The 23,103-nt window shown below is 43.4% G+C and carries 14 protein-coding genes and 1 pseudogene; 10 read left to right on the top strand and 5 right to left on the bottom strand.

All coding sequences use genetic code 11. The features are described 5' to 3' along the window. The first annotated feature begins 15 nt into the window (after positions 1-15). On the top strand, positions 16-828 hold the full coding sequence (locus tag BACFIN_RS05050; protein ID WP_007756337.1) for a Cof-type HAD-IIB family hydrolase: 813 nt from the start codon (positions 16-18) through the stop codon (positions 826-828). 59 nt (positions 829-887) lie between these two features. Further along, on the top strand, positions 888-2,369 hold the full coding sequence (cysS, locus tag BACFIN_RS05055) for a cysteine--tRNA ligase (RefSeq protein WP_007756334.1): 1,482 nt from the start codon (positions 888-890) through the stop codon (positions 2,367-2,369). A gap of 89 nt (positions 2,370-2,458) precedes the next feature. On the opposite strand, the gene BACFIN_RS05060 is transcribed toward cysS, so the two are convergent. The 3 genes from BACFIN_RS05060 to BACFIN_RS05070 form a co-directional block, all read right to left on the bottom strand. Then, positions 2,459-5,320, bottom strand: coding sequence for a chondroitinase family polysaccharide lyase (locus BACFIN_RS05060; protein ID WP_007756332.1), 2,862 nt, complete (start codon positions 5,318-5,320; stop codon positions 2,459-2,461). A 104-nt stretch (positions 5,321-5,424) separates the two neighbouring features. Then, positions 5,425-6,975, bottom strand: coding sequence for a sulfatase family protein (locus BACFIN_RS05065; protein ID WP_032839846.1), 1,551 nt, complete (start codon positions 6,973-6,975; stop codon positions 5,425-5,427). 2 nt (positions 6,976-6,977) lie between these two features. Next, positions 6,978-8,177, bottom strand: a complete 1,200-nt coding sequence (locus BACFIN_RS05070) for a glycoside hydrolase family 88 protein (RefSeq protein ID WP_007756326.1) — start codon at positions 8,175-8,177, stop codon at positions 6,978-6,980. A gap of 153 nt (positions 8,178-8,330) precedes the next feature. Here BACFIN_RS05070 and BACFIN_RS05075 point away from each other — a divergent pair, with 153 nt between their 5' ends. After that, on the top strand, positions 8,331-8,747 hold the full coding sequence (locus tag BACFIN_RS05075; RefSeq protein WP_007756322.1) for a PaaI family thioesterase: 417 nt from the start codon (positions 8,331-8,333) through the stop codon (positions 8,745-8,747). A 34-nt stretch (positions 8,748-8,781) separates the two neighbouring features. On the opposite strand, the gene BACFIN_RS05080 is transcribed toward BACFIN_RS05075, so the two are convergent. Together BACFIN_RS05080 and BACFIN_RS05085 are read right to left on the bottom strand one after the other, a co-directional pair. After that, positions 8,782-9,651 carry a DUF3108 domain-containing protein gene (locus BACFIN_RS05080; protein WP_007756319.1) on the bottom strand — a complete coding sequence of 290 codons (870 nt, stop codon included), beginning with the start codon at positions 9,649-9,651 and terminating at the stop codon, positions 8,782-8,784. Beyond that, positions 9,602-11,512, bottom strand: coding sequence for an Ig-like domain-containing protein (locus BACFIN_RS05085; protein ID WP_007756317.1), 1,911 nt, complete (start codon positions 11,510-11,512; stop codon positions 9,602-9,604). The genes BACFIN_RS05080 and BACFIN_RS05085 overlap by 50 nt, the downstream gene beginning before the upstream one ends. Positions 11,513-11,827: 315 nt before the next feature. Between BACFIN_RS05085 and BACFIN_RS05090 the strand changes: the two genes are divergently transcribed. From BACFIN_RS05090 to BACFIN_RS23740, 7 genes and pseudogenes are all read left to right on the top strand, one after another. Continuing rightward, positions 11,828-12,445, top strand: a complete 618-nt coding sequence (locus BACFIN_RS05090; protein ID WP_007756315.1) for an HU family DNA-binding protein — start codon at positions 11,828-11,830, stop codon at positions 12,443-12,445. A 152-nt stretch (positions 12,446-12,597) separates the two neighbouring features. Next, a complete protein-coding gene (locus BACFIN_RS05095) occupies positions 12,598-15,705 on the top strand; it encodes a glycoside hydrolase family 2 TIM barrel-domain containing protein (protein ID WP_007756313.1) in 3,108 nt (1,035 codons plus the stop codon). Positions 15,706-15,887: 182 nt separating this feature from the next. Continuing rightward, positions 15,888-17,063, top strand: coding sequence for an efflux RND transporter periplasmic adaptor subunit (locus BACFIN_RS05100; protein ID WP_007756311.1), 1,176 nt, complete (start codon positions 15,888-15,890; stop codon positions 17,061-17,063). Positions 17,064-17,079: 16 nt separating this feature from the next. Continuing rightward, a complete protein-coding gene (locus BACFIN_RS05105; protein WP_007756309.1) occupies positions 17,080-20,508 on the top strand; it encodes an efflux RND transporter permease subunit in 3,429 nt (1,142 codons plus the stop codon). Positions 20,509-20,519: 11 nt separating this feature from the next. After that, positions 20,520-21,905 (top strand): TolC family protein, encoded by a 1,386-nt coding sequence (locus BACFIN_RS05110; protein WP_032839845.1) that lies wholly within the window; start codon positions 20,520-20,522, stop codon positions 21,903-21,905. Positions 21,906-21,932: 27 nt separating this feature from the next. After that, positions 21,933-22,703, top strand: coding sequence for an acyl-ACP--UDP-N-acetylglucosamine O-acyltransferase (gene lpxA, locus BACFIN_RS05115; protein WP_007756305.1), 771 nt, complete (start codon positions 21,933-21,935; stop codon positions 22,701-22,703). Between the two features lie 261 nt (positions 22,704-22,964). Further along, positions 22,965-23,103 (top strand): annotated as a pseudogene (locus BACFIN_RS23740) (DDE transposase); the annotation flags it as partial.

Here is a 23,103-nt window from a genome sequence, read left to right as displayed (position 1 = left end):
CCAAAACCATACAGCATGAAATACAAACTTATCGTGCTCGATCTTGACGGCACACTGACCAACTCCAAGAAAGAAATCACCCTCCGCAACAAAGAGGCATTGATACGTGTACAAGAACAAGGTGTACGACTTGTCTTAGCCTCCGGACGACCAACCTATGGTATCGTACCTCTAGCCAATGAATTGCGGATGAACGAGTTCGGCGGATTCATCTTGTCCTATAACGGAGGAGAAATCATCAACTGGGAAACGCATGAAATGATATACGAGAACGTGTTGCCTAATGATATCATTCCCCGACTTTATGAAGCTGCCCGCACATACCATCTGACTATATTGACTTACGACGGAGCAGAGATTGTGACTGAGAATTCCCATGACCCATACGTAGAAAAAGAAGCGTTTCTGAATAAAATGGCGATTCGTGAAACCAACGATTTTCTTACTGATATCACCCTGCCGGTAGCCAAATGTCTGATTGTGGGAGATCCGGACCGACTCATTCCTTTGGAATCAGAACTATGTCTTCAGCTACAAGGACGTATCAATGTCTTCCGTTCAGAACCTTATTTTCTTGAATTAGTTCCACAAGGTATTGATAAAGCACTGTCTCTTGGTGTTCTATTAGAAGAGACAGGTGTAAAACGTGAAGAAATAATAGCAATGGGGGATGGCTACAATGACCTTTCCATGATAAAATTCGCAGGACTGGGTATTGCTATGGGGAACGCTCAGGAACCGGTGAAAAAAGCGGCTGACTACATTACCTTAAGCAATGAGGAAGATGGCGTTGCCGAAGCCATTGAGAAGTTTATCTATCAACAATAGCCTACATATCCGGATTTTATACTAACTTTGCGATTCCAATAAAACAAATATAAAAGGTTATGGAACATCAACTTACAATTTACAACACTTTAAATAGAAAGAAAGAGTTGTTCGTACCGCTTCACGCTCCTCATGTAGGAATGTACGTATGCGGGCCGACGGTCTACGGTGATGCCCATCTCGGACACGCGCGACCCTCTATTACATTCGACGTTCTTTTCCGATATCTCACTCATCTAGGATACAAAGTGCGTTATGTACGCAATATTACCGACGTAGGTCATTTGGAGCATGATGCCGACGACGGTGAGGACAAGATCGAAAAGAAAGCGCGTTTGGAAGAGCTGGAGCCAATGGAAGTTGTACAGTATTATCTGAACCGCTACCACAAAGCAATGGAAGCGCTCAACGTACTTTCGCCAAGTATCGAGCCGCACGCTTCAGGGCATATCATCGAACAAATCGAACTGGTACAGAAGATTCTCGATGCCGGTTACGCTTATGAAAGCGAAGGTTCCGTATATTTCGATGTAGCCAAGTACAACAAAGACCACCATTACGGAAGGCTTTCCGGCCGCAATCTGGACGATGTACTGAATACGACCCGTGAACTGGACGGACAAAGCGAAAAGCGCAATCCCGCCGACTTTGCCCTTTGGAAGAAAGCGCAACCCGAGCATATCATGCGCTGGCCGTCTCCGTGGAGTGACGGTTTTCCCGGATGGCATGCCGAATGTACCGCTATGGGACGCAAATATTTGGGCGAACACTTCGATATTCACGGAGGAGGAATGGATTTGGTTTTCCCTCACCACGAATGTGAAATTGCACAGTCGGTCGCTTCTCAGGGGGACGATATGGTTCACTATTGGATGCACAATAACATGATTACCATCAACGGAACAAAGATGGGCAAATCACTCGGCAACTTTATCACGTTGGATGAGTTTTTCAACGGTACCCATAAGTTGTTGGCGCAAGCCTATACGCCCATGACTATCCGTTTCTTTATTCTGCAAGCGCACTACCGCAGTACGGTGGACTTCAGCAACGAAGCATTGCAAGCATCTGAAAAAGGATTACAACGCCTGATGGAAGCCATCGACGCATTAGAGAAAATAACTCCAGCCGCCACTACTTCAGAAGGAATCAACGTTAAAGAACTACGTGCCAAATGCTACGAAGCAATGAATGACGATTTGAACACTCCTATCGTCATCGCACAACTTTTCGAAGGTGCCCGTATCATAAATAATATCATTGCCGGCAATGCCACAATCTCTGCCGAAGACTTGAAAGATCTGAAAGAGACTTTCCATCTGTTCAGTTTTGACATTATGGGATTGAAAGAGGAGAAAGGTTCTTCCGATGGCCGTGAAGCGGCATACGGGAAAGTAGTAGATATGCTGCTGGAACAACGTATGAAAGCAAAAGCCAATAAAGACTGGGCGACATCCGACGAGATTCGCAACACGCTGACAGCACTCGGGTTCGAAATCAAAGATACCAAAGATGGTTTCGAATGGAGATTGAATAAATAAAAAATACAGAAGACCGGTCCACCACGAACCGGTCTTCTCTTCTTTCATAGAAACTAAAGCAACTAATACCTTTTCTTAATATTCACTAATCACTTATTTTCCATGAGCATCTCAACAGGTTGCCCATGTTGGCAAATCACTGTCAATACGGTATTTTCTCCCTGTTGCCGCAATGTTACATTTTCCATCGGACTCTTTAGCGTCCAACGCCCCTTAAGGCATATCTCTTTACGAATGGGGCGGCTAGGCTCTTTCGTTGTATATGTTTTCTCTTCTATGTTTAAGTTAGGATCACATACGCTCAGGCGAATACTCTTGTCCGACTCTTGTGCAACCATCACCATCGTTTCGGCCGGAATGGAAGCAACCACTTTGTCATTTGCAGATTGATAGGTTTCAAAAGCAGCATAACCCGTAATACCCGTTTCTTTATCATAAACAACGTGAGCTGTTTGATCACGTTGCAAGACTTTATATGGCAGGGTCTTACGAAGTTCCTCCAAATCGGAAGAAGAAGGTTGTATAAGAATCATATATTCGTATGTTCCATCTTTCGGAGCCTTGCCATGTGCTATCCAAGCAGAAGAGAATTTACCTTTCGTCACCGCTCGGGTCTTCTCATGGCGCGACTCCTGTTCCGCCACTTGCGAACGGACTGCTCCGTCTACTACATGATAATAATTATCATAACCATCATGCAGCCAATAGCCATCATCTCCCACCTTACTGTCTTTACCATTATATTTCGTCTGAAAAAGGGTAGTTTCCGTTGGGTACTCAGTATTACTGTTCGTGATACCTGTTCCCAGGCAAACCATTCTGTTATCGAAACAGAAAACAGACTTACGGGCTACAAAGTCGGGCGTAAAGTTCTCATAATCACGTTCCATCAACTTCATAGCGAACATTCCGTTTTTACCGTCCAAAGAAGTACTTCCGGAGAAGTTCTCTTTGGAACGCGCCATAGTAGTTCCCTTCAACGGACTATCAAGCAACTCAAAGGGTAAATGAATGGTAGTCGTACCCGGTAAACGATTCCAGTCCCATCCTTCCTGCACAAAACCACTTCCGGCACGGGAAACAGGATTCCCTTTACCCATAATCTGCACAGAGCCATAACTCTGATAACGCCCGTAACGATTATCTTTCGCATAAATCTCGGCTCCCCAGACATCAGTTGTATATCCTTTCAATGTCACCATCCAATCCGCACGACGGAATATTCCCGCTGAACCATAGTTGTAAACAAAGAATCCTTGTGGAGCTTGAGCTGCCTTGACACCCTCTTTCTTAAAGAAACGTGCATTCGGAGTATCTTTGCCATGTACCAAGCGCAAATAATCAGCAGCCAAATTACGGTCGAACGCATTCCCTTGACCGGACAAGTCACCAGACAGAGCAATATTAGCAAACGCTTCAATATCATCACTACCCATCTTTCCACCGAAAGGATGACGTCCACTGATACCGATTCCCCATTCATAAAGATTACAATAATTACGCATGGCGATAAAAGCAGACTTTATATGCTGGCGGGCTTCTTCCGTCAACTCGAAACTCGTTCCATTCGTGAAAGCGATGAATTCTCCTACTGTTGCCAATACTCCGGTGGTATAGCCGGGATAAAAACCTCCGTGATGGAAAGTAGTCCCATCCACTTTTATACCGCCAATTGTTCCGGAGGTATAGCGTAACGAAGAAGACAGCCAACGGGACAAGCCGCTCAACGCCTGTTCCTGTTCTCTTGCATCCGGGAACATCATGGCCGAAACGAATTTCGCCATCAGCAGTGTATGCCAGGAGTCTAATAGTTCGTCCCGAGTGGGCGAACATGGCTGGCGGGTTTCCTGTAAAGCAGCCCAGAAACGCAATGTAGAGAGATAAGCATCCCGATGAGGATGTTTATAAATCGCATCACGCATCAGCCAGGCAGTCGTATATATCTTACGAATCTGATAACCATAATGATGATTGGTTCCCATACCGCTACCAAAGGCAAATCCCTGGTCAATAGCATAATCGAATACCGTAAAGTAATTCTTCTTTGAAGCCTCGTTCTGATTACAGAGATAATCGTATGCAAAACCTGCAAGCATGGTCTCAATATCATTCCATGACATTTCCCCTTTCTTCTTATTCTGCTCGTCGGGAGCGACAATAGGAGTTCCCACAAATCCCGTTCCGGCAGCAGAAGGTGTGATAGCTGCTTTTTCAAATGTCTTATAAGCTGCATTAATCTGCCCTTGCGGAGCTTTTTTCACTTCCAGAAAATCCGTTAAACGCTGTTCTATCGTTTTCAATTCTTTCTTTCGCTTATCGGTCAACTTAGTTGCCAACGGGATATCATACGACTGCTGTTCCCATTTCCACACAAGGCACCAATGCCAAAGGTCACGATTGGACAAACCGTTATTAGCCGGTAACTGTTGATCGGGAGTCGTCCTCAGGTTCATTTTCTTCTCCGGGAAAATCAAACGGTCAAGAAAGACACGTCCTTTCCGTCCGGGAGCAACAAGCCGATACCCAACAATATTCTTATCCTTCTTATTACCTTGCATATATGCGAAAGAAATCCAGCAAGCACGCCAACCGGCTGCTTTCAAGTGATACGGAAACCAATAGGAGACCTCACCCGCTTTATTCAGGAACTCAAAACGAATAGAATCCTGCTGCGGTTTCTCATTATAAATCCACAACGTAATACCAAACTGCTGTTCTTTTTTCGCATTCAGAGACAACGGATTGATTTGGACATCCAATGTAGAACCGGGGTGAAAATCCCATTCCAGGCTATTCTCCCCTTCTTTGTAGAAAAGAGAAGAAACCTTGGCATCTCCCTTCCCTGAAACTTTAAACGTTTCGGGAACTCCGTCTTCGAAGCCGATAAGTTGAGCAAAAGCAGAAGAAATTCCTCCGAAAAGGAAGAATAATATCAGAGTTATATTTTTCATTGCTATTCTTAACTTAAACGCAGATTAACGCAAATTATCGTAAACTTAAGGGTTCAATCTCTGCGATAATCTGTGTTAATCTGCGTTTTATAATTACTAGTCATTTAATAAGGAATCCGATCCGACAAAATTTTCTCTGTGTACCAAGGATCATTTATTTCTTTCAGCATGGCTCCCATTTCACGATAGAGTTGCTCCACCACTTCCTTATTTTCTTCCAAAGACAAATTGTGCAATTGATAAGGGTCTTTTACATCATCAAACAAAAGGCTCTTTTTCAACTGTTTCGTATTACGGTCGATATATAAAGCTAGTGTATACTGCGCAGTTTTAATACCTCTTGAAGAAGGGAAGTAGGTTTGTACCAATCCGTTCTCATCTTTTTCGCCATCCAAATTCTGAATATAGAGTGCACCGGTGGGACGTACGATCTCCGCTTTCTCATCAAAGAAAAGAGGAGCGAAATTACGGCCTTGTACTTCGGCAGGGATTGAATCCCCCAATCCGCACAGTCCAAGAACAGTAGGCATAATATCCGGTGACGATAACAGCAGATCATCCACTCTCGGCTGAATTTTACCGGGGAAACGTACCAAGAAAGGTATATTCATAGATTCCGAGTAAGGAGAATTCTTCGGATCTTCCGTACGTTGGCTACACATGGTCTCGCCATGATCGGAAGCAAAGATAACAACCGTATTCTTATCCAATCCCAAGTCTTTCAAAGTCTCCAAGATCTGGCCGAAAGCACGGTCTACTCCCGTCACAGACGCAAAATAATAACGGACAGACTCTGCCTTCTTCATTTTCAGATCCACGTTCGGACGAACCAGCAGGCTATCCAACGGTTGGCTACGGTAAAGGTTGAAATCCTCTTCCTCGCAATCATCCAAAGAACGATACGGACTGTGAGGCGGATTCATTCCTACCATAATGAAGAACGGTTTCTTTGTATCGCGTACATTCCCTTCATTTCTCAGATAAGAAACGACCTTGCCTGATTCATGCAAAGGCGACCACTCCTTCGGATCATGTCTTTTACCGTCCGTATCCCAATAATGCGGATTCTTATGTTCATCGAAAGTTCCATAAGAATACCAGTAATTAAAACCATGACGACGGTCTTTCGGTGTATAGGCGTCCCATACCGGACGCTTAGTCTCTACATATTGTCCCGGATGTTCGGGATCGTTCGGAGTCGGGAAGTCAGCATGGAGCTTGCCGAAATACGCACAATCATAACCAGCTTTGCTGAATACGTCACCAATACATTCCGCATCTTCACGCAATGAACTGATAGGCCGTGTAGAATTACAATTCAAAGGTATACCGCTACGGTTCGGATACATACCTGTCAGCAGCATTCCACGATGCGGACTACTTAACGGACAGTTACTTTGTGCCGAAGTCAATACTATTGATTCACGTGCAAAGGCATCCAGATTGGGAGTATGCACGGGATCACCCTTAAAGTTTACCTTATCCTGAAACCCGTTCTGACTCCAAATTCCCAATGCCTGGTTACGGTATTGATCAGGGAATACATAGATAATATTCGGATGTTCGACTTGCTCTGCTACCTGTTTCGGAGCTTTGCATCCCTGTGCGGCAAACAGCGTCAAGCTGCCGACCAGAAGGTTGATAGGTTTATTCATATTCATTTCTCCAAATCTCTTTTACGCATCAATGCTTCCAAGAAATAATAGTCGGCATAGTTCAGGGGAACATCTATTTCCTGACCGTGAGGAATACTACCTACCGAGTGCATCAGGATGAAGTTCCCGTTTGTACCCACTTCGGCACGATAAGCAGGAGAGCCCAAACTTTCCATGATCTTATCAGCAATTTCTTTATAATGATTGCCCGGTCGATAACCATCCAATTCGTAGAGTGCAGAAGCTGTACATGCAGCAGCGGAGGCATCACGAGGTTCGTTCGGAATATTCGGAGCATCGTAATCCCAATAAGGAACGAGATCTTCCGGCATATTCTTATTGTTAAAGATGAAATTATATACTTTTTGTGCTTGGTCGAGGTACTTTTCGTCTTTCGTATAACGGTAGCAAGTAGTATATCCATAGAGAGCCCAAGCTTGTCCGCGAGCCCACGATGATTCGTCCGCATATCCCTGTGCTGTCTGTCTCTTGCGTACTTCACCGGTCTCCGGGTCATAGTCTACTACATGATAGCAACTGTTATCCGGACGGAAATGGTGTGCCATCGTCGTATCGGCGTGTTTCACAGCGATATCATAGAAAGTAGAATCTCCGGAAAAGGCTGTTGCCTCAAACAGCAGTTCAAGATTCATCATATTGTCTATAATCACCGGACACTTCCATCCACGCGTTCCTTGCCAACCTCTATCAGCATCCCATGACTGGATCACACCTGCTCCGGGACGGAAACGGGTAGATAAGGATTTGGCGGCCTCCACCACTACATCTTTATATTCTTTCTTATCTGCCAGGCGATATCCGTTCAGATAACTACAACCAATCATGAAACCTACATCATGATGCCATTTCAAATGTTTCACAGAGTCTAATGCTTCTGTATATTTTTCAGCCAATGGTAACCATTTTTTGTCTCCGGTCAAATTATAAGTCAACCACATACTACCGGGGAAGAAACCGGAACACCAGTCATCAATAGGGATATAAGAAATACTACCATCTTTGTTAATTGTTCTCGGATTCAGAATCTTACCGGATTTCTCGATAATATCTGTTTGAATAGTGTTTTGTGCTACCGCGTTGTCAATGTTGTCCTGAATAAAGTCTACTTCAGCTTTTTTTTGTCCACCGCAACTCGTAAAAACCAAAAGGGAAAGTCCTAATGCGCTAAGAATTGTTTTCATAATACACGGGTTATTTGTTAAGTGATTAATTTTCTTGATGGCAAAAGTAGTGCATTTAAATAGAATTGACCGACCTAAATAATCCAAATGAAGGACAAATTTGGTACATTTGCAAAAGAAATATACATATCAAATTAAAAAAAAACAAATATTATGACACCACAAGAGTTTTTCAAGAATGACATATTCGCCACAAAGGCAGGTATAGTACTACTGGAAGTGCGAAAAGGATACAGCAAAGCCAAATTAGATATCAAACCGGAACATCTGAATGCGGGAGCACGCACACAAGGAGGAGCTATCTTTACTTTGGCAGATCTGGCACTTGCCGCAGCCGCCAATTCACACGGCACACTCGCTTTCTCTCTTTCATCTACCATTACTTTCGTTCGTGCAAGCGGTCCGGGAGATACTCTTTATGCTGAAGCACACGAACGTTACATCGGTCGGAGTACAGGTTGCTATCAAGTAGATATCACCAATCAAAATGGAGACTTAATTGCGACCTTCGAATCCAGCGTGTTCCGAAAAGAGCAAAAAGTTCCTTTTGAGATAGAAAAAGAAAAATAAAATCCCTTTGAGAGTTATTATTTCCCCACCTATCTCATTTTACAATAGAAGTCAGCGGATGACGGTTACCTCTAACGTCGTTTAGGAATGCTTTGGCAGAACCGAAGTTCAAATACAAATCCAGACGTACGGGAAGATGATTCAGGTCATCTGTTATAAAAAAGGTAATCACCTCTTTCTCCTTACCTTTCTTATCATATTCCACTAATGAGAAGATCAGACAGCGATAGGTTGTTCCATTCTCCGCCTTTACATTCTCCTTTCCACGATAAATAAGCGTCTGTTCTTCTACCTTTCTTCCGGTAGCCATCGGAAACTTGATTTTATCCCCTATCTTATAATCCGCAGGATCGTAAGAACGCGCCTGTGCCAGAATACTCAACATATCATATATACAACGGCTATCACTTGCAACTGCCTCATCAAAATTTCCATCTCGATATGTGCGCTTCTGATTGACAAAACAAAGACCATCCTTATAAGAGAACCAAGCCTCATCTACCGTATACCGTTTCCCTTCTTCAGCACCTTTGCGAAAATAACGAGGTTCCAACTTCTCCCCGATCACACAAGTCAGCGTGTCACGCATCTTGAAAAAGAAGTCCGCCCGTTTACTGCCTAGAGCAAGCAGATTGATCCGGAACGCAGGTTCCGAATGATAAGTTGTCGCATTTGTTGTCAAACTGGCAAGCCCGGCTTTCACCCAAACAAATTTCCAGTTAAAATACAAATCATACATTACATGTTCACCGGTCTGAAACGCATCATTTTTCGCCTCACATTGGGCACTTGCAGGAAGGGCAAAAGCACCCGTCATTAATGCCACTAATCCAATAATGAGTTTGCATCGGACGTTAACGACGCCGGTTCTGATTATTTCGTTCTTTTTTCTTCTTATCTTCATCTGGTTTTTGTTTTTTAAGTTCATCCGGTTTCTGCTTATCAACAGGAGTCGCATGAATATCCCATGGTTGTGTTACATCCCACAATGCTTTATATTCCAAGATAGTAGGGTAATAGAAAACTTCTTCCGGTTGTATGCCCTTTTCAAAGTCTCCCGTATCCCACTCGCCATTTCCATTCCTATCATTAATCAACCGGGCAGCATACTTTCCAGGATTCAAGAAATAGAAATCAACCATTCCATCCTCCTCTACTCTCCGTTTACGAACGACTTTATCTTGGGCATCAAGTAATTCTACAAAAGCCAACGAATCCGCTCCACTAACATTAAAATGAAGTGTGAAATACTCATCTTCGCTGCGAACCTTGAACTCTTGTTTTATTTTATCAGTAAACAATCCGTATATACCATGAAAAGCAGTCGAATCTACCGAAAACTCGTACTCCAGAGTCGGTTCCCAATCATAATAAAAATTGAACTTTTTCAGATTTATCGAATCCTGCTCAAACTCGAACGGTATATCCTTCCAAAGCGTATCGACTTTCTGCCGTAAATGAATTGCCGCACTATCAAAGCTGGCTATCGGCTCTTCAAAATCCAAAGAAATGTACCCATACACATCCATTGATGAAGGGACATTGACTTTTACAGGTAAGAACTTTGTAGGTTCCGGTTCTTCTTCCTCATCTTTCTTTTTCTTCTTTTTCTTTTTGGGCTTTTCCGATTCTTCTTTCTTATATTTCTGCTTCGACACCAAATTCAAAGTATCCGTACGAGACACCAATTGATTCAACGTATCTGTATAAAGATAAGTAAGACTCATAGCAAGAGTATCCTGCTTGAAGAGCAGAGAATCTTTCACCCAATAATGAATCGTATCGTTCCGTTGATTCTTCTCGATAACAAAAGCATCCTTTTCATCGAAGTTCAACCCTTTCATCACAGGCAAGGTGTCCGCCTTACCGGCAAAATAGAGCGTAAACTTGTGTGGGATAAGCCGTTCGGACTTAATCAGATACTGTGAATAATTAAATTCCTTAAAAGCACGGAGAATTACATCATCCGGCAAATAATGCATATATTTCTTTTCAACAATCGTATCATACGTCAGAGAATCCACCCAAGCTGTGTCCATACGGGTACGTTCTTCCATACGGGGAATAATCAGAGAATCATGAAAAGCGATCATTTCACTCTTCTGATTAAAAGTAAAGTTCTGGTCTGCATCCATCAATCCGTAAATACGGTATTTGCCGGGAGCCACACCACGAATAGAAAAACGCCCACGACTGTCTGTACGTGCCACACGTTCGAAAGGTAATTTGTTAAAAGCCGAATCGTTCAAGTTGGAATGTAACCCGACAAGCATACCTTTAATCGGTTCCAAATTAGAAGCATCAAGCAGAGTTCCTGCAACTTCCATCGTATCGATTTCCGTACCCGTAGAAAAGGTAAAAGCGAAATTACCCAACGGATTACCTTCATTATTGTCGACGATAGCATCCGAAAAGTCGATTGTATAAGTAGTATTAGGCTTCAAAGAGTCAAGCAGATTCACTTGTATCCTCTTGCCGGAAGCCTTTATTTCAGGCTGCTGTATCTGAGGAGGGGAAACAACCACCTTTTCAGTCGCCTTTTCCAGTTTTATAAATTCGTCAAACACCAGAGAGACTTTAGTCCTCTTATTATTTAAAGCACCTGCAGCAGGAGTGCTACCTACAAAACGGGGTGGCGTCTCGTCAATAGGACCACCGTCCGGTCGTCCGATACTGGCACAGGAATATAGCATCACTACCAGTGTTACTACCGGAAGTACCTTGCGTACTATTTGTTTTATCTTTTGATTCTCAAACTGTAACATGGTGCAAAAATAAGTGTTCTTTACCAATAAATACCATACTTCTAGCTAATTTATTAAAAAACGAAGCGATGGATTCCTGTAGAAATCATTATCTATGCTGTTTTTATTTCTTTTTCTCACTAATCTTACTACCTTTGTTAGCTGATATTATTTCATATAACTATAGTTATGCGTAAAGTAGACTATAGTTATCCTTACGCATAACTATAGTCATACGCAAAGTACACTATAGTCAAACGAAATAAAAACAGCAAACGAAACACATCCGAACAGGCAAACGGATATTAAATATGCCTACATAATATAATTACGCAAATGAGCATACGTTACGACCTTTACGAAACTCCTGATATTCAACAGACAGGCGAACAACAACCACTTCACCCCCGTGTAGTTATCAATGGAACCGTCGACCAGAACGAATTTCTGGATCGCGTACACAAATTCACCGGAATAAGCCGCAGTTTATTGTCAGGTGCCATGCAGTCTTTCCAAAACGAGTTAAGAGATTTACTCGCTAACGGATGGAATGTGGAGCTGGGAGATATCGGTTACTTTTCCGTTTCTCTGCAAGGCCCTCCCATCATGAAGAAAGAAGAGGTACGTGCACAATCTATCAAACTGAAGAATATCAATTTCCGCCCAAGCGCTCAATTCAAAAAGGAAGTGGGCTGGCAAATGAGATTGGAACGCGGGGAGTCTTTCACCCGTCCGCATGGAAAAGGACACAGTGAAGAGGAATGTCTGACTATAGTCAATGACCATCTTGGGAAATATCCCTGTCTTACGCGTGCCGATTATTGTCGGTTGACAGGACATGACAAGCAGCGGGCGCTCAATGAACTGAATGCTTTTATCGAACAAGGGGTGTTGATGCGCTACGGGGCGGGGAAACAGGTGGTTTATACGAAGAAGTATCCATGTTCGGTATGATTCCCGGGAATGATGGCGTTTCGTCAGGTAAAAAGTTTATAATACAGTCAATTTATTAAAAACCATCCCTAATTGAATGTTTTTTTGCCCTTCATTGAATAAAATAATCCTTATCTTTGGCTCCCGAAATTCAAACCTAATACAAAAAACCCATGAAGAAACAACTACTATCTTGCTGTCTGGCGGCATTGGGACTGACGGCAATTCAAGCACAAAGCTTCAACGAGTGGAAAGACCCGGAAGTGAATTCCGTAAACCGCTCTGCCATGCACACTAATTATTTTGCTTACGCATCGGCTGATGAAGCTAAAGCCGGCATCAAAGAAAACTCAGCGAATTTTATGACTTTAAACGGTCTTTGGAAATTCAACTGGGTGAGACACGCGGAAGCACGTCCGACAGACTTTTATCAGACTAATTTCAACGACAAGGGTTGGGATAACCTTCAGGTTCCCGGTGTATGGGAATTGAACGGCTACGGCGACCCTATCTACGTAAATGTAGGATATGCATGGAGAAACCAGTTCAAGAACAACCCACCGTACGTTCCGACAGAAAACAATCACGTAGGTTCTTACCGGAAAGAAATCATCGTTCCTGCCAACTGGAAAGGAAAAGAGATTTTCGCCCATTTCGGTTCGGTAACTTCCAATATGTATCTTTGGGTGAACGGACGCTACGTAGGATATAGCGAGGACAGCAAACTGGAAGCTGAATTCAATCTGACCAACTATCTGAAACCGGGTAAGAATGTGATTGCTTTCCAAGTATTCCGCTGGTGTGACGGCAGTTACCTGGAAGATCAGGACTTCTTCCGCTACTCCGGTGTAGGACGCGACTGCTATCTCTACGCACGCGACAAGAAATACATTCAGGATATTCGTGTTACTCCTGATCTGGACAGCCAGTACAAAGACGGTACGCTGAATATCGCTGTTGACCTGAAAGGAAGCGGTACAGTTGCCTTAGACCTGGCAGATGCTCTAGGCAACAGTGTGGCTACTGCTGATTTAAAAGGTTCAGGTAAGTTAAACACCACTTTGAACATTTCCAATCCTGCTAAATGGACGGCTGAAACACCTAATCTTTATACACTGACCGCTACATTGAAAAACGGTAACAATACAATAGAAGTAATCCCCGTTAAAGTAGGTTTCCGCAAAATTGAACTGAAAGGCGGACAGATACTCGTCAACGGACAACCGGTACTCTTCAAGGGAGCCAACCGTCACGAAATGGATCCGGACGGCGGATATGTAGTTTCTATCGAGCGCATGTTGCAGGACATCAAAGTAATGAAAGAGCTTAATATCAATGCCGTACGTACCTGTCACTATCCGGACGACAACCGTTGGTATGACCTCTGCGACCAATATGGCATCTACGTGGTAGCTGAAGCGAATGTAGAGTCTCACGGAATGGGATATGGTGACAAGACATTGGCCAAGAACCCGATCTATGCCAAAGCACATTTGGAACGCAACCAACGCAATGTACAACGTAGCTACAACCATCCGTCCATCATTTTCTGGTCATTAGGCAATGAGGCCGGTATGGGACCTAATTTCGAAAAATGTTATACATGGATTAAAAATGAGGACAAGACCCGTGCCGTACAATATGAGCAGGCACGTACCAGTGAATTTACAGATATTTTCTGCCCGATGTACTATGGTTATCAGGACTGTATCAAATATTGTGAAGGAGATATCCAAAAACCTCTGATCCAGTGTGAATACGCACATGCGATGGGAAATTCGCAAGGAGGATTCAAGGAATATTGGGACATCATCCGCAAATATCCGAAATATCAAGGCGGCTTCATCTGGGACTTCGTAGACCAGTCTTGCCATTGGAAAAATAAAGACGGAGTGGCCATCTACGGTTATGGAGGTGACTTCAACAAATATGACGCTTCGGACAATAACTTTAACAATAACGGTTTAATCAGCCCGGATCGCATACCGAATCCACATGCTTACGAAGTGGCTTATTTCTATCAGGATATATGGACAACTCCTGCCGATCTCGCCAAAGGTGAAATCAATATTTTCAATGAGAATTTCTTCCGTGACCTGTCTTCATATTATCTAGAATGGCAATTGCTGGCAGACGGGGAAGTTGTGCAAACAGGCATTGTGCCGGATCTGAAAGTGGCGCCCCAACAAACCGTCAAAGTGCAGATTCCGTTTGACACAAAAAACATCTGTCCGTGTAAAGAGTTACTGCTCAATGTCAACTATAAACTGAAAACAGCCGAAACATTGTTACCCGCAGGAACAACCATCGCATACGAGCAACTGAGCATTCGTGACTATAAAGCTCCGGAGCTCAAGCTGGAAAACCGACAGGCTTCCAATCAGGCAATCACCGTACCCGGTATTCTGGATAACGACCAAAATTACCTGACCGTCAAAGGCGAAAACTTCTCTATGGATTTCAACAGACACAACGGCTATCTCTGCCGCTACGATGTGAACGGAATGCAAATGATGGAAGACGGTAGCGAATTGACTCCCAACTTCTGGCGTGCACCGACCGATAATGATTTCGGAGCAGGCTTGCAACGCAAATATGCAGTCTGGAAGAATCCGACATTGAAGCTTACTTCCCTGAAACATGCTATTGAGAATGATCAGGCCGTGATTCGTGCAGAATATGACATGAAGTCGATAGGAGGAAAATTATTCCTGACTTATATCGTCAACAACAAAGGAGCAATGAAAGTTACCCAGAAGATGGTAGCAGACAAGAGCAAGAAAGTGTCTGAAATGTTCCGTTTCGGCATGCAGATGCGTATGCCTGCCAACTTTAACGAAATAGAGTATTACGGACGCGGACCGATAGAGAATTATGCCGACCGCAACAATGCAGCCAAACTTGGCAAATACCGTCAAACGGTAGAGGAACAATTCTATCCGTATATCCGCCCACAGGAAACCGGAACGAAGACGGACATCCGTTGGTGGAGACTCTTGAATATCAGCGGAAACGGTTTGCAGTTTGTTTCCGAAGCTCCGTTCTCTGCTTCCGCACTGAACTATACCATTGAATCATTGGATGACGGTGAAGGCAAAGACCAGCGCCATTCCTCCGAAGTGGAAAAAGCAAACTTTACAAACTTCTGTATTGACAAGGCACAAACGGGACTGGCATGCGTCAATAGTTGGGGAGCTATACCATTAGAAAAATATCGTCTTCCATATCAAGATTATGAGTTCAGTTTCATAATGTCTCCCGTATCTCATAAACTAAAGTAAAAAACATAGTTAAAAAACACGGTATCAAAGAACAAGAATAGCGAAATTACTGTACTTTTGCAGCCGGAAACTGATTATTAATAATTAGTTTCCGGCTTTTTTGGCCTTTAAATCACTTATCGACATGAATGATGACACACCGGTAACAAACGCATTACATTAAAAACAGATAATTATTAAGTATGAAAAGTAGAATTGTTTTATTTGCATTTTGCGTAGCCCTTTTGTCTAGTTGTGGCAATAAGGGCAACGGAACGGGACAAGTCCCAGAATATGCAGTACAAGAGTTACAAAAGACCACTGCTAATTTAACGACTGCCTATCCGGCGACAATCAAAGGTAAACAAGACGTAGAAATCCGTCCACAGGTATCAGGCTTCATCACGAAATTATGTGTAGACGAAGGAGCAACTGTACGCAAAGGTCAAGTTCTATTCATCGTTGATCCGACACAATATGAAGCAGCAGTACGTACGGCTGAAGCAGCAGTCGCAACAGCAGAAGCGGCAGTGCGTACCCAACAGATAACAGTGGATAACAAACGTGAACTGAACAAAAAACAAATTATCAGTGACTACGATCTGTCAATGGCAGAAAACACATTGGCACAGTCTCAGGCACAATTGGCACAAGCGAAAGCACAGCTTATCACAGCCAGACAAAACCTCTCTTTCACACAAGTGAAGAGTCCTTCCGATGGTGTAATCAATGATATCCCCTATCGTTTAGGAGCACTGGTGAGCCCTTCTATCGCTACTCCGATGACTACAGTTTCTGAGATAGAAGAAGTATATGTATATTTCTCCATGACAGAAAAAGAATTGTTGGCGATGACTAAAACAGGCGGTACCATCAAAGAAGAAATCGAAAAAATACCGTCTATCAGGCTTCAGTTGATTGATGGTACAGAGTACAGCATCGAAGGTAAAGTGGACGCAATCACAGGAGTAATCGACCAATCAACCGGTTCTGTAAGTATGCGTGCCCTCTTCCCGAACAAAGAACACATCCTACGTAGTGGTGGAACAGCAAACGTACTGATTCCTTACACAATGGAGAATGTAATTACTATACCGCAATCAGCAACAGTAGAAATCCAGGATAAGAAATTCGTTTATGTCCTGCAGCCGGATAACACGGTGAAATATACAGAAATCACCATCTTCAATCTGGACAACGGAAAAGAATATCTCGTTACTTCCGGTTTGAACTCCGGAGATAAAATCGTCATCGAAGGCGTGCAGAATCTGAAAGATGGTGAAACCATACAACCAATCACACCTGCTCAAAAAGAAGCAAACTATCAACAGCATTTGAAAGACCAGCACGATGGTAATTTAGCTACTGCTTTCAATTAATAACTTAGATAATCGTATGAAGTTAGATAATTTTATTAACCGTCCGGTACTATCAACAGTTATTTCTATTTTGATAGTCATTCTGGGTGCTATCGGATTGGCAACATTGCCTATCACCCAGTATCCGGACATTGCTCCCCCTACCGTGTCGGTAAAGGCCACTTATACGGGTGCCAGTGCATCAACTGTATTGAACTCCGTCATCGCTCCGTTGGAGGAACAGATCAATGGTGTAGAAAACATGATGTATATGACATCAACTGCATCCAATACGGGTTCCGGTGAGATATCCATATATTTCAAACAAGGAACAGACCCGGACATGGCCGCCGTCAATGTACAAAACCGTGTTTCTATGGCACAAGGTCTGTTGCCGGCCGAAGTAACCAAAGTCGGTGTAACCACTCAAAAACGCCAGACTTCCATGCTGGTAGTATTCTCTCTCTATGACGAGACAGATACATATAGCGAATCGTTTATTGAAAACTATGCTAAGATCAACTTGATTCCTCAAGTACAACGTGTACCGGGTGTGGGTGACGCCAACGTTTTGGGTCAGGACTATTCTATGCGTATCTGGTTACGACCGGACGTCATGGCACAGTACAAACTTGTTCCCGGTGATGTATCTGCAGCCTTGGCAGAACAGAATGTCGAAGCTGCTCCAGGACAGTTCGGTGAACGCAGTAATCAGACATTCCAATATACCATCCGCTACAAAGGACGTCTGCAACAACCGGAAGAATTTGAAAACATCGTTATCAAATCTCTGCCTGACGGTGAGGTACTCCGCTTGAAAGATATAGCAGAAATTCAATTGGATCGTTTGGGTTATAACTTTACAAACCGTGTAGACGGCCACAAGTCAGTAACCTGTATCGTATACCAGATGGCAGGAACCAATGCAACACAGACCATCAGTGATATTGAGCAACTGCTGGATGAAGCATCAAAAACCTTGCCTACCGGATTGAAGCTTAACATTTCCATGAATGCCAATGACTTCTTGTTCGCTTCTATTCACGAGGTGTTGAAGACATTGATCGAGGCATTTATCCTGGTGTTTATTGTGGTATATATCTTCTTGCAGGATTTACGTTCTACGTTGATTCCAACCATTGCCATTCCGGTAGCTCTTATCGGTACTTTCTTCATTCTGTCTTTGGTAGGATTCAGTTTGAACTTGCTGACATTATGTGCGCTCGTCCTAGCCATTGCGATTGTGGTCGACGATGCCATTGTGGTCGTCGAGGGTGTGCATGCCAAGCTCGACCAGGGTTATACTTCTGCCCGTCTGGCTTCTATCGACGCTATGAATGAACTGGGTGGTGCTATCGTATCTATTACGTTAGTCATGATGGCCGTGTTCGTCCCGGTAAGTTTCATGGGAGGTACGGCAGGAACATTCTATCGCCAGTTCGGTATGACTATGGCTATCGCTATCGGTTTGTCTGCATTGAACGCTTTGACATTGAGTCCGGCTTTGTGTGCCATTCTTCTAAAACCGCATAAGAAGGAAGATGGAACGGAAGATTCGACATTGAAGGAACGTATGAAAGTAGCTTATACGGCAGCTCATACAACCATGATCAACAGATACACCGAAGCTATCGGAAAAATGCTACATCCGGGAATCACACTTACCTTCACGATTATTGCTATTCTCGGTATGATTTTCGGTTTCTTCAGTCTCAATCCAGTGGTTACCGCAATCTTTGTACTTCTTAGTATCCTGGCACTGATCGGAATGAGTACAAAGAAGTTCAAGAACAGATTCAACGATACATACGAGTCTATCCTGAAACGTTACAAAAAACGTGTATTGTTCTTTATTCAGAAGAAATGGCTGTCTATGGGATTAGTTACCGCCTCTATCGTACTGCTTATATTCTTCATGAACACCACTCCGACAGGTATGGTACCGAACGAAGATACCGGAACCTTGATGGGAGCAGTAACATTGCCGCCGGGTACATCACAAGACCATTCTGAGAAAATCTTAGCACGCGTAGACAGTCTGATCGCTTCTGACCCTGCTGTATTATCACGAACCATGATTTCCGGATTTAGCTTCATCGGTGGTCAGGGACCTTCTTACGGTTCTTTCATTATCAAGCTAAAGGACTGGGATGAACGTTCTATGATACAGAACTCGGACGTTGTAGTCGGCTCCTTATATATGCGCGCACAGAAGATTATCAAAGAAGCACAGGTATTGTTCTTCGCTCCTCCTATGATCCCGGGATATTCGGCATCTACAGATATCGAGGTGAATATGCAGGATAAGACCGGTGGTGATTTGAACAAGTTCTTTGATGTAGTAAATGATTATATGGCAGCCTTGGAAGCACGTCCGGAAATCAACTCGGCAAAAACATCTTTCAACCCGAACTTCCCGCAATATATGATCGACATCGATGCGGCGGCTTGTAAGAAAGCTGGTATCAGTCCGAGCGATATCCTTACAACTATGCAAGGATATTATGGAGGTCTGTATGCATCTAACTTCAACCGTTTCGGTAAGATGTATCGTGTTATGATTCAGTCTGATCCATTGTCACGTAAGAATCTGGAATCTCTGAAGAATATCAAGGTACGCAACAGTGCAGGTGAAATGGCTCCGATTGCCCAGTTCATCTCTGTAGAGAAGGTATATGGTCCGGATATTATCAGCCGTTTCAACCTTTATACTTCCATGAAGGTGATGGTAGCTCCTGCCAGTGGTTATACCTCCGGTCAGGCACTGGCTGCTCTTGCAGAGGTTGCTCAAGAAAACCTGCCTACCGGTTATACCTATGAATTAGGAGGTATGGCACGTGAAGAGGCTCAGAGTAGCGGAAGTGCTACCGGGCTGATATTTGTGCTCTGTTTCGTATTCGTTTACTTATTATTGAGTGCGCAGTACGAAAGTTACATACTTCCATTAGCCGTATTGCTATCCGTTCCGTTCGGTCTGTTAGGTAGCTTCCTGTTTGTCAACGGTGTAAGTGCACTCGGTAATATCTCAGCGTTGAAGATGATTCTCGGTACGATGTCCAACAATATCTATATGCAGATTGCATTGATCATGTTGATGGGTCTGTTGGCAAAGAATGCCATCTTGATTGTAGAGTTTGCCCTCGACCGTCGTAAAATGGGTATGAGTATCACTTGGGCAGCCGTATTGGGTGCCGGTGCCCGTCTCCGCCCGATTTTGATGACATCCTTGGCTATGGTAGTCGGTTTGCTTCCGTTGATGTTTGCTTTCGGTGTAGGTGCTCACGGTAACCGTACACTGGGTACTGCTTCTATCGGAGGTATGTTAATCGGTATGATCTGCCAGATCTTTATCGTTCCTGTTTTATTCGTTATCTTCCAGTATCTGCAAGAGAAAGTTAAACCGATGGAATGGGAAGATATTGACAATACAGATGCTGTAACAGAGATTGAACAATACGCTAAATAATGAAATTCGATATGAAGAAACAGATTCTATATATGTTGTGTGCAACTGCTCTCCTGAGCAGCTGCCACATCTATAAGTCGTATGACAGACCCGAAGATATCACAACTTCCGGCCTGTATCGCGATCCGGTAGCGGATAACGATACACTGGTTTCGGATACGACCAACTTCGGTAATCTGCCGTGGAGAGAAGTCTTCACCGACCCGCAACTACAGTCTCTCATCGAAGCGGGACTGAACCAAAATACTGACCTCTTGTCTGCTGCGCAGAATGTGAAAGCCGCACAAGCCTCCCTGATGTCTGCACGTCTGGCTTATGCCCCATCTTTGGGATTGTCTCCGCAAGGAACAATCAGCAGCTTTGACAAGAATGCAGCTACAAAAACTTATTCATTACCGGTTACAGCCAGTTGGCAAGTCGATTTGTTCGGTCAGTTACTGAACTCAAAACGGAATGCACAAGTTACTTTGAAACAGGTTAAGGCATACCGTCAGGCTGTACAAACTCAAGTAATCTCAAATGTAGCCAATATGTACTACACGTTGTTAATGCTTGACCGCCAACTGGAAATAACTAAAGAGACGGCCGAAATTCTGAAGCGCAATGCCGAAACAATGGAAGCGATGAAAGATGCAGCAATGTACAACATCAATTCAGCCGGTGTTGAACAAAGTAAAGCTGCTTATGCACAAGTACTTGCTACCATTCCTGATATCGAACAAAGTATCCGTGAAACGGAGAACGCCCTGTCTACTTTTTTAGGAGAAGCTCCTCATGCCATCAAGCGTGGCGTATTGGAAGCACAAGTACTTCCGACCGAGCTTTCTGCAGGCATACCTATTCAATTGTTATCCAACCGTCCGGATGTAAAAGCAGCCGAAATGTCACTGGCAAGTTGCTACTATAACACCAACTCCGCACGTGCCGCTTTTTATCCGCAAATCACACTCAGCGGTTCGGCAGGATGGACAAACAATTCAGGAGCAGGGATCGTTAATCCCGGTAAATTATTGGCTTCCGTTGTTGGTTCACTGACACAGCCTTTGTTCTATCGGGGACAGAACATCGCTCGCTTGAAAGCTGCCAAAGCGCAGGAGGAACAGGCTAAATTATCTTTCCAACAGGCCTTATTGAATGCCGGTAGTGAGGTTAGCAATGCGTTAAGTCTATACCAAAAGACCAGCGAAAAGGTAGAATCCAGAAAAATGCAGGTAGAATCTGCCCAGAAAGCTTCGGAAGATACAAAAGAATTGTTTAACTTAGGAACCTCAACCTATCTGGAAGTACTGTCTGCACAACAATCCTATTTGAGTGCACAGCTCTCTCAGGTGTCCGACTGCTTTGATCAGATGCAAGCTGTAGTAAGCCTCTACCAGGCACTGGGTGGTGGAAGATAAGAATAACTTTAAATATATAATACTATTATGATTAGTCCGTTAGCTTACGTAGACCCCGAAGCAAAATTAGGCAAGAATGTAACAGTTCTGCCTTTTGCCTACATTGAAAAGAATGTAGAGATCGGAGATGATTGCATCATCATGTCTTACGCTAGTATCCTGAAAGGTACTAAAATGGGAAAAGGGAACAAGGTACATCAGAATGCCGTTCTCGGAGCGGAACCGCAAGATTTCCACTTTACGGGAGAAGAGAGCAGCCTGATTATCGGTGACAACAATGATATTCGCGAGAACGTAGTCATCAGCCGTGCTACATTTGCCGGCAATGCTACTAAAATAGGAAATGGCAATTATCTGATGGATAAAGTACATCTTTGCCATGACGTACAGATCAACAACAACTGTGTAGTTGGTATTGGTAGCACCATTGCCGGAGAGTGTACATTGGACGATTGCGTTATCCTAAGTGGTAATGTCACGTTACATCAATATTGTCATATCGGTAGCTGGACGCTCGTACAGAGTGGTTGCCGCATATCCAAGGATGTACCTCCATATGTTATCATGTCGGGAAATCCAGTGGCATATCACGGAGTAAATGCCGTGGTTTTGTCACAACACCGCAATACATCGGAAAGAATCCTCCGGCACATTGCCAATGCATATCGCTTGATTTACCAAGGTAACTTCAGTGTGCAGGATGCAGTGCAGAAAATTATCGATCAAGTGCCAATGAGTGAGGAGATCGAGAATATCGTAAACTTCGTGAAGAACTCGGAAAGAGGTATCGTGAAATAATACTCACCACAGAGGACGCAGAGGTTTAAAATAAAGATAGTAAAACCTAAGACACCAAAAAGCAGATTCATGTAGATTGCATAAGTATTAATCATTGCAATATTTACATGAATCTGTTTTTATTATATCGGGATATTCCTAAAATAATAAAATTTAAGGCAACTACTTCATTGCGAATTAGTTGCCTTTTTTGTATCTTTAAGCATTCCCCCCAAAAAACGGTTTGACGGCCAAAACGGGGGTAATCTAAAATAAAAACACATGGTAAAGATACAAAAAATCTCAGAAATCGAACCTTGTTTAGGTTTTACCGAGTTCGATATGCTTAAAAAATATCGTCAAAGTTTTGCAACGAGTGAATTAGGTCGACTCCATTCTCTATTCCCTTTCTCGGAACTGG

The organism is Bacteroides finegoldii DSM 17565, from assembly GCF_000156195.1.
GTDB lineage: Bacteria > Bacteroidota > Bacteroidia > Bacteroidales > Bacteroidaceae > Bacteroides > Bacteroides finegoldii.
This window is presented reverse-complemented; position numbering and strand designations above follow the sequence as displayed.

Excerpts from the sequence above, each read along its gene's own strand:
- cysS (WP_007756334.1), top strand. The coding sequence starts at position 888 with ATGGAACATCAACTTACAATTTACAACACTTTAAATAGAAAGAAAGAG.
- BACFIN_RS05080 (WP_007756319.1), bottom strand. The coding sequence starts at position 9,651 with ATGAAGATAAGAAGAAAAAAGAACGAAATAATCAGAACCGGCGTCGTT.
- BACFIN_RS05065 (WP_032839846.1), bottom strand. The coding sequence starts at position 6,975 with ATGAATAAACCTATCAACCTTCTGGTCGGCAGCTTGACGCTGTTTGCC.
- BACFIN_RS05105 (WP_007756309.1), top strand. The coding sequence starts at position 17,080 with ATGAAGTTAGATAATTTTATTAACCGTCCGGTACTATCAACAGTTATT.
- BACFIN_RS05070 (WP_007756326.1), bottom strand. The coding sequence starts at position 8,177 with ATGAAAACAATTCTTAGCGCATTAGGACTTTCCCTTTTGGTTTTTACG.
- BACFIN_RS05100 (WP_007756311.1), top strand. The coding sequence starts at position 15,888 with ATGAAAAGTAGAATTGTTTTATTTGCATTTTGCGTAGCCCTTTTGTCT.
- BACFIN_RS05050 (WP_007756337.1), top strand. The coding sequence starts at position 16 with ATGAAATACAAACTTATCGTGCTCGATCTTGACGGCACACTGACCAAC.
- lpxA (WP_007756305.1), top strand. The coding sequence starts at position 21,933 with ATGATTAGTCCGTTAGCTTACGTAGACCCCGAAGCAAAATTAGGCAAG.
- BACFIN_RS05085 (WP_007756317.1), bottom strand. The coding sequence starts at position 11,512 with ATGTTACAGTTTGAGAATCAAAAGATAAAACAAATAGTACGCAAGGTA.
- BACFIN_RS05060 (WP_007756332.1), bottom strand. The coding sequence starts at position 5,320 with ATGAAAAATATAACTCTGATATTATTCTTCCTTTTCGGAGGAATTTCT.
- BACFIN_RS05095 (WP_007756313.1), top strand. The coding sequence starts at position 12,598 with ATGAAGAAACAACTACTATCTTGCTGTCTGGCGGCATTGGGACTGACG.
- BACFIN_RS05075 (WP_007756322.1), top strand. The coding sequence starts at position 8,331 with ATGACACCACAAGAGTTTTTCAAGAATGACATATTCGCCACAAAGGCA.
- BACFIN_RS05090 (WP_007756315.1), top strand. The coding sequence starts at position 11,828 with ATGAGCATACGTTACGACCTTTACGAAACTCCTGATATTCAACAGACA.
- BACFIN_RS05110 (WP_032839845.1), top strand. The coding sequence starts at position 20,520 with ATGAAGAAACAGATTCTATATATGTTGTGTGCAACTGCTCTCCTGAGC.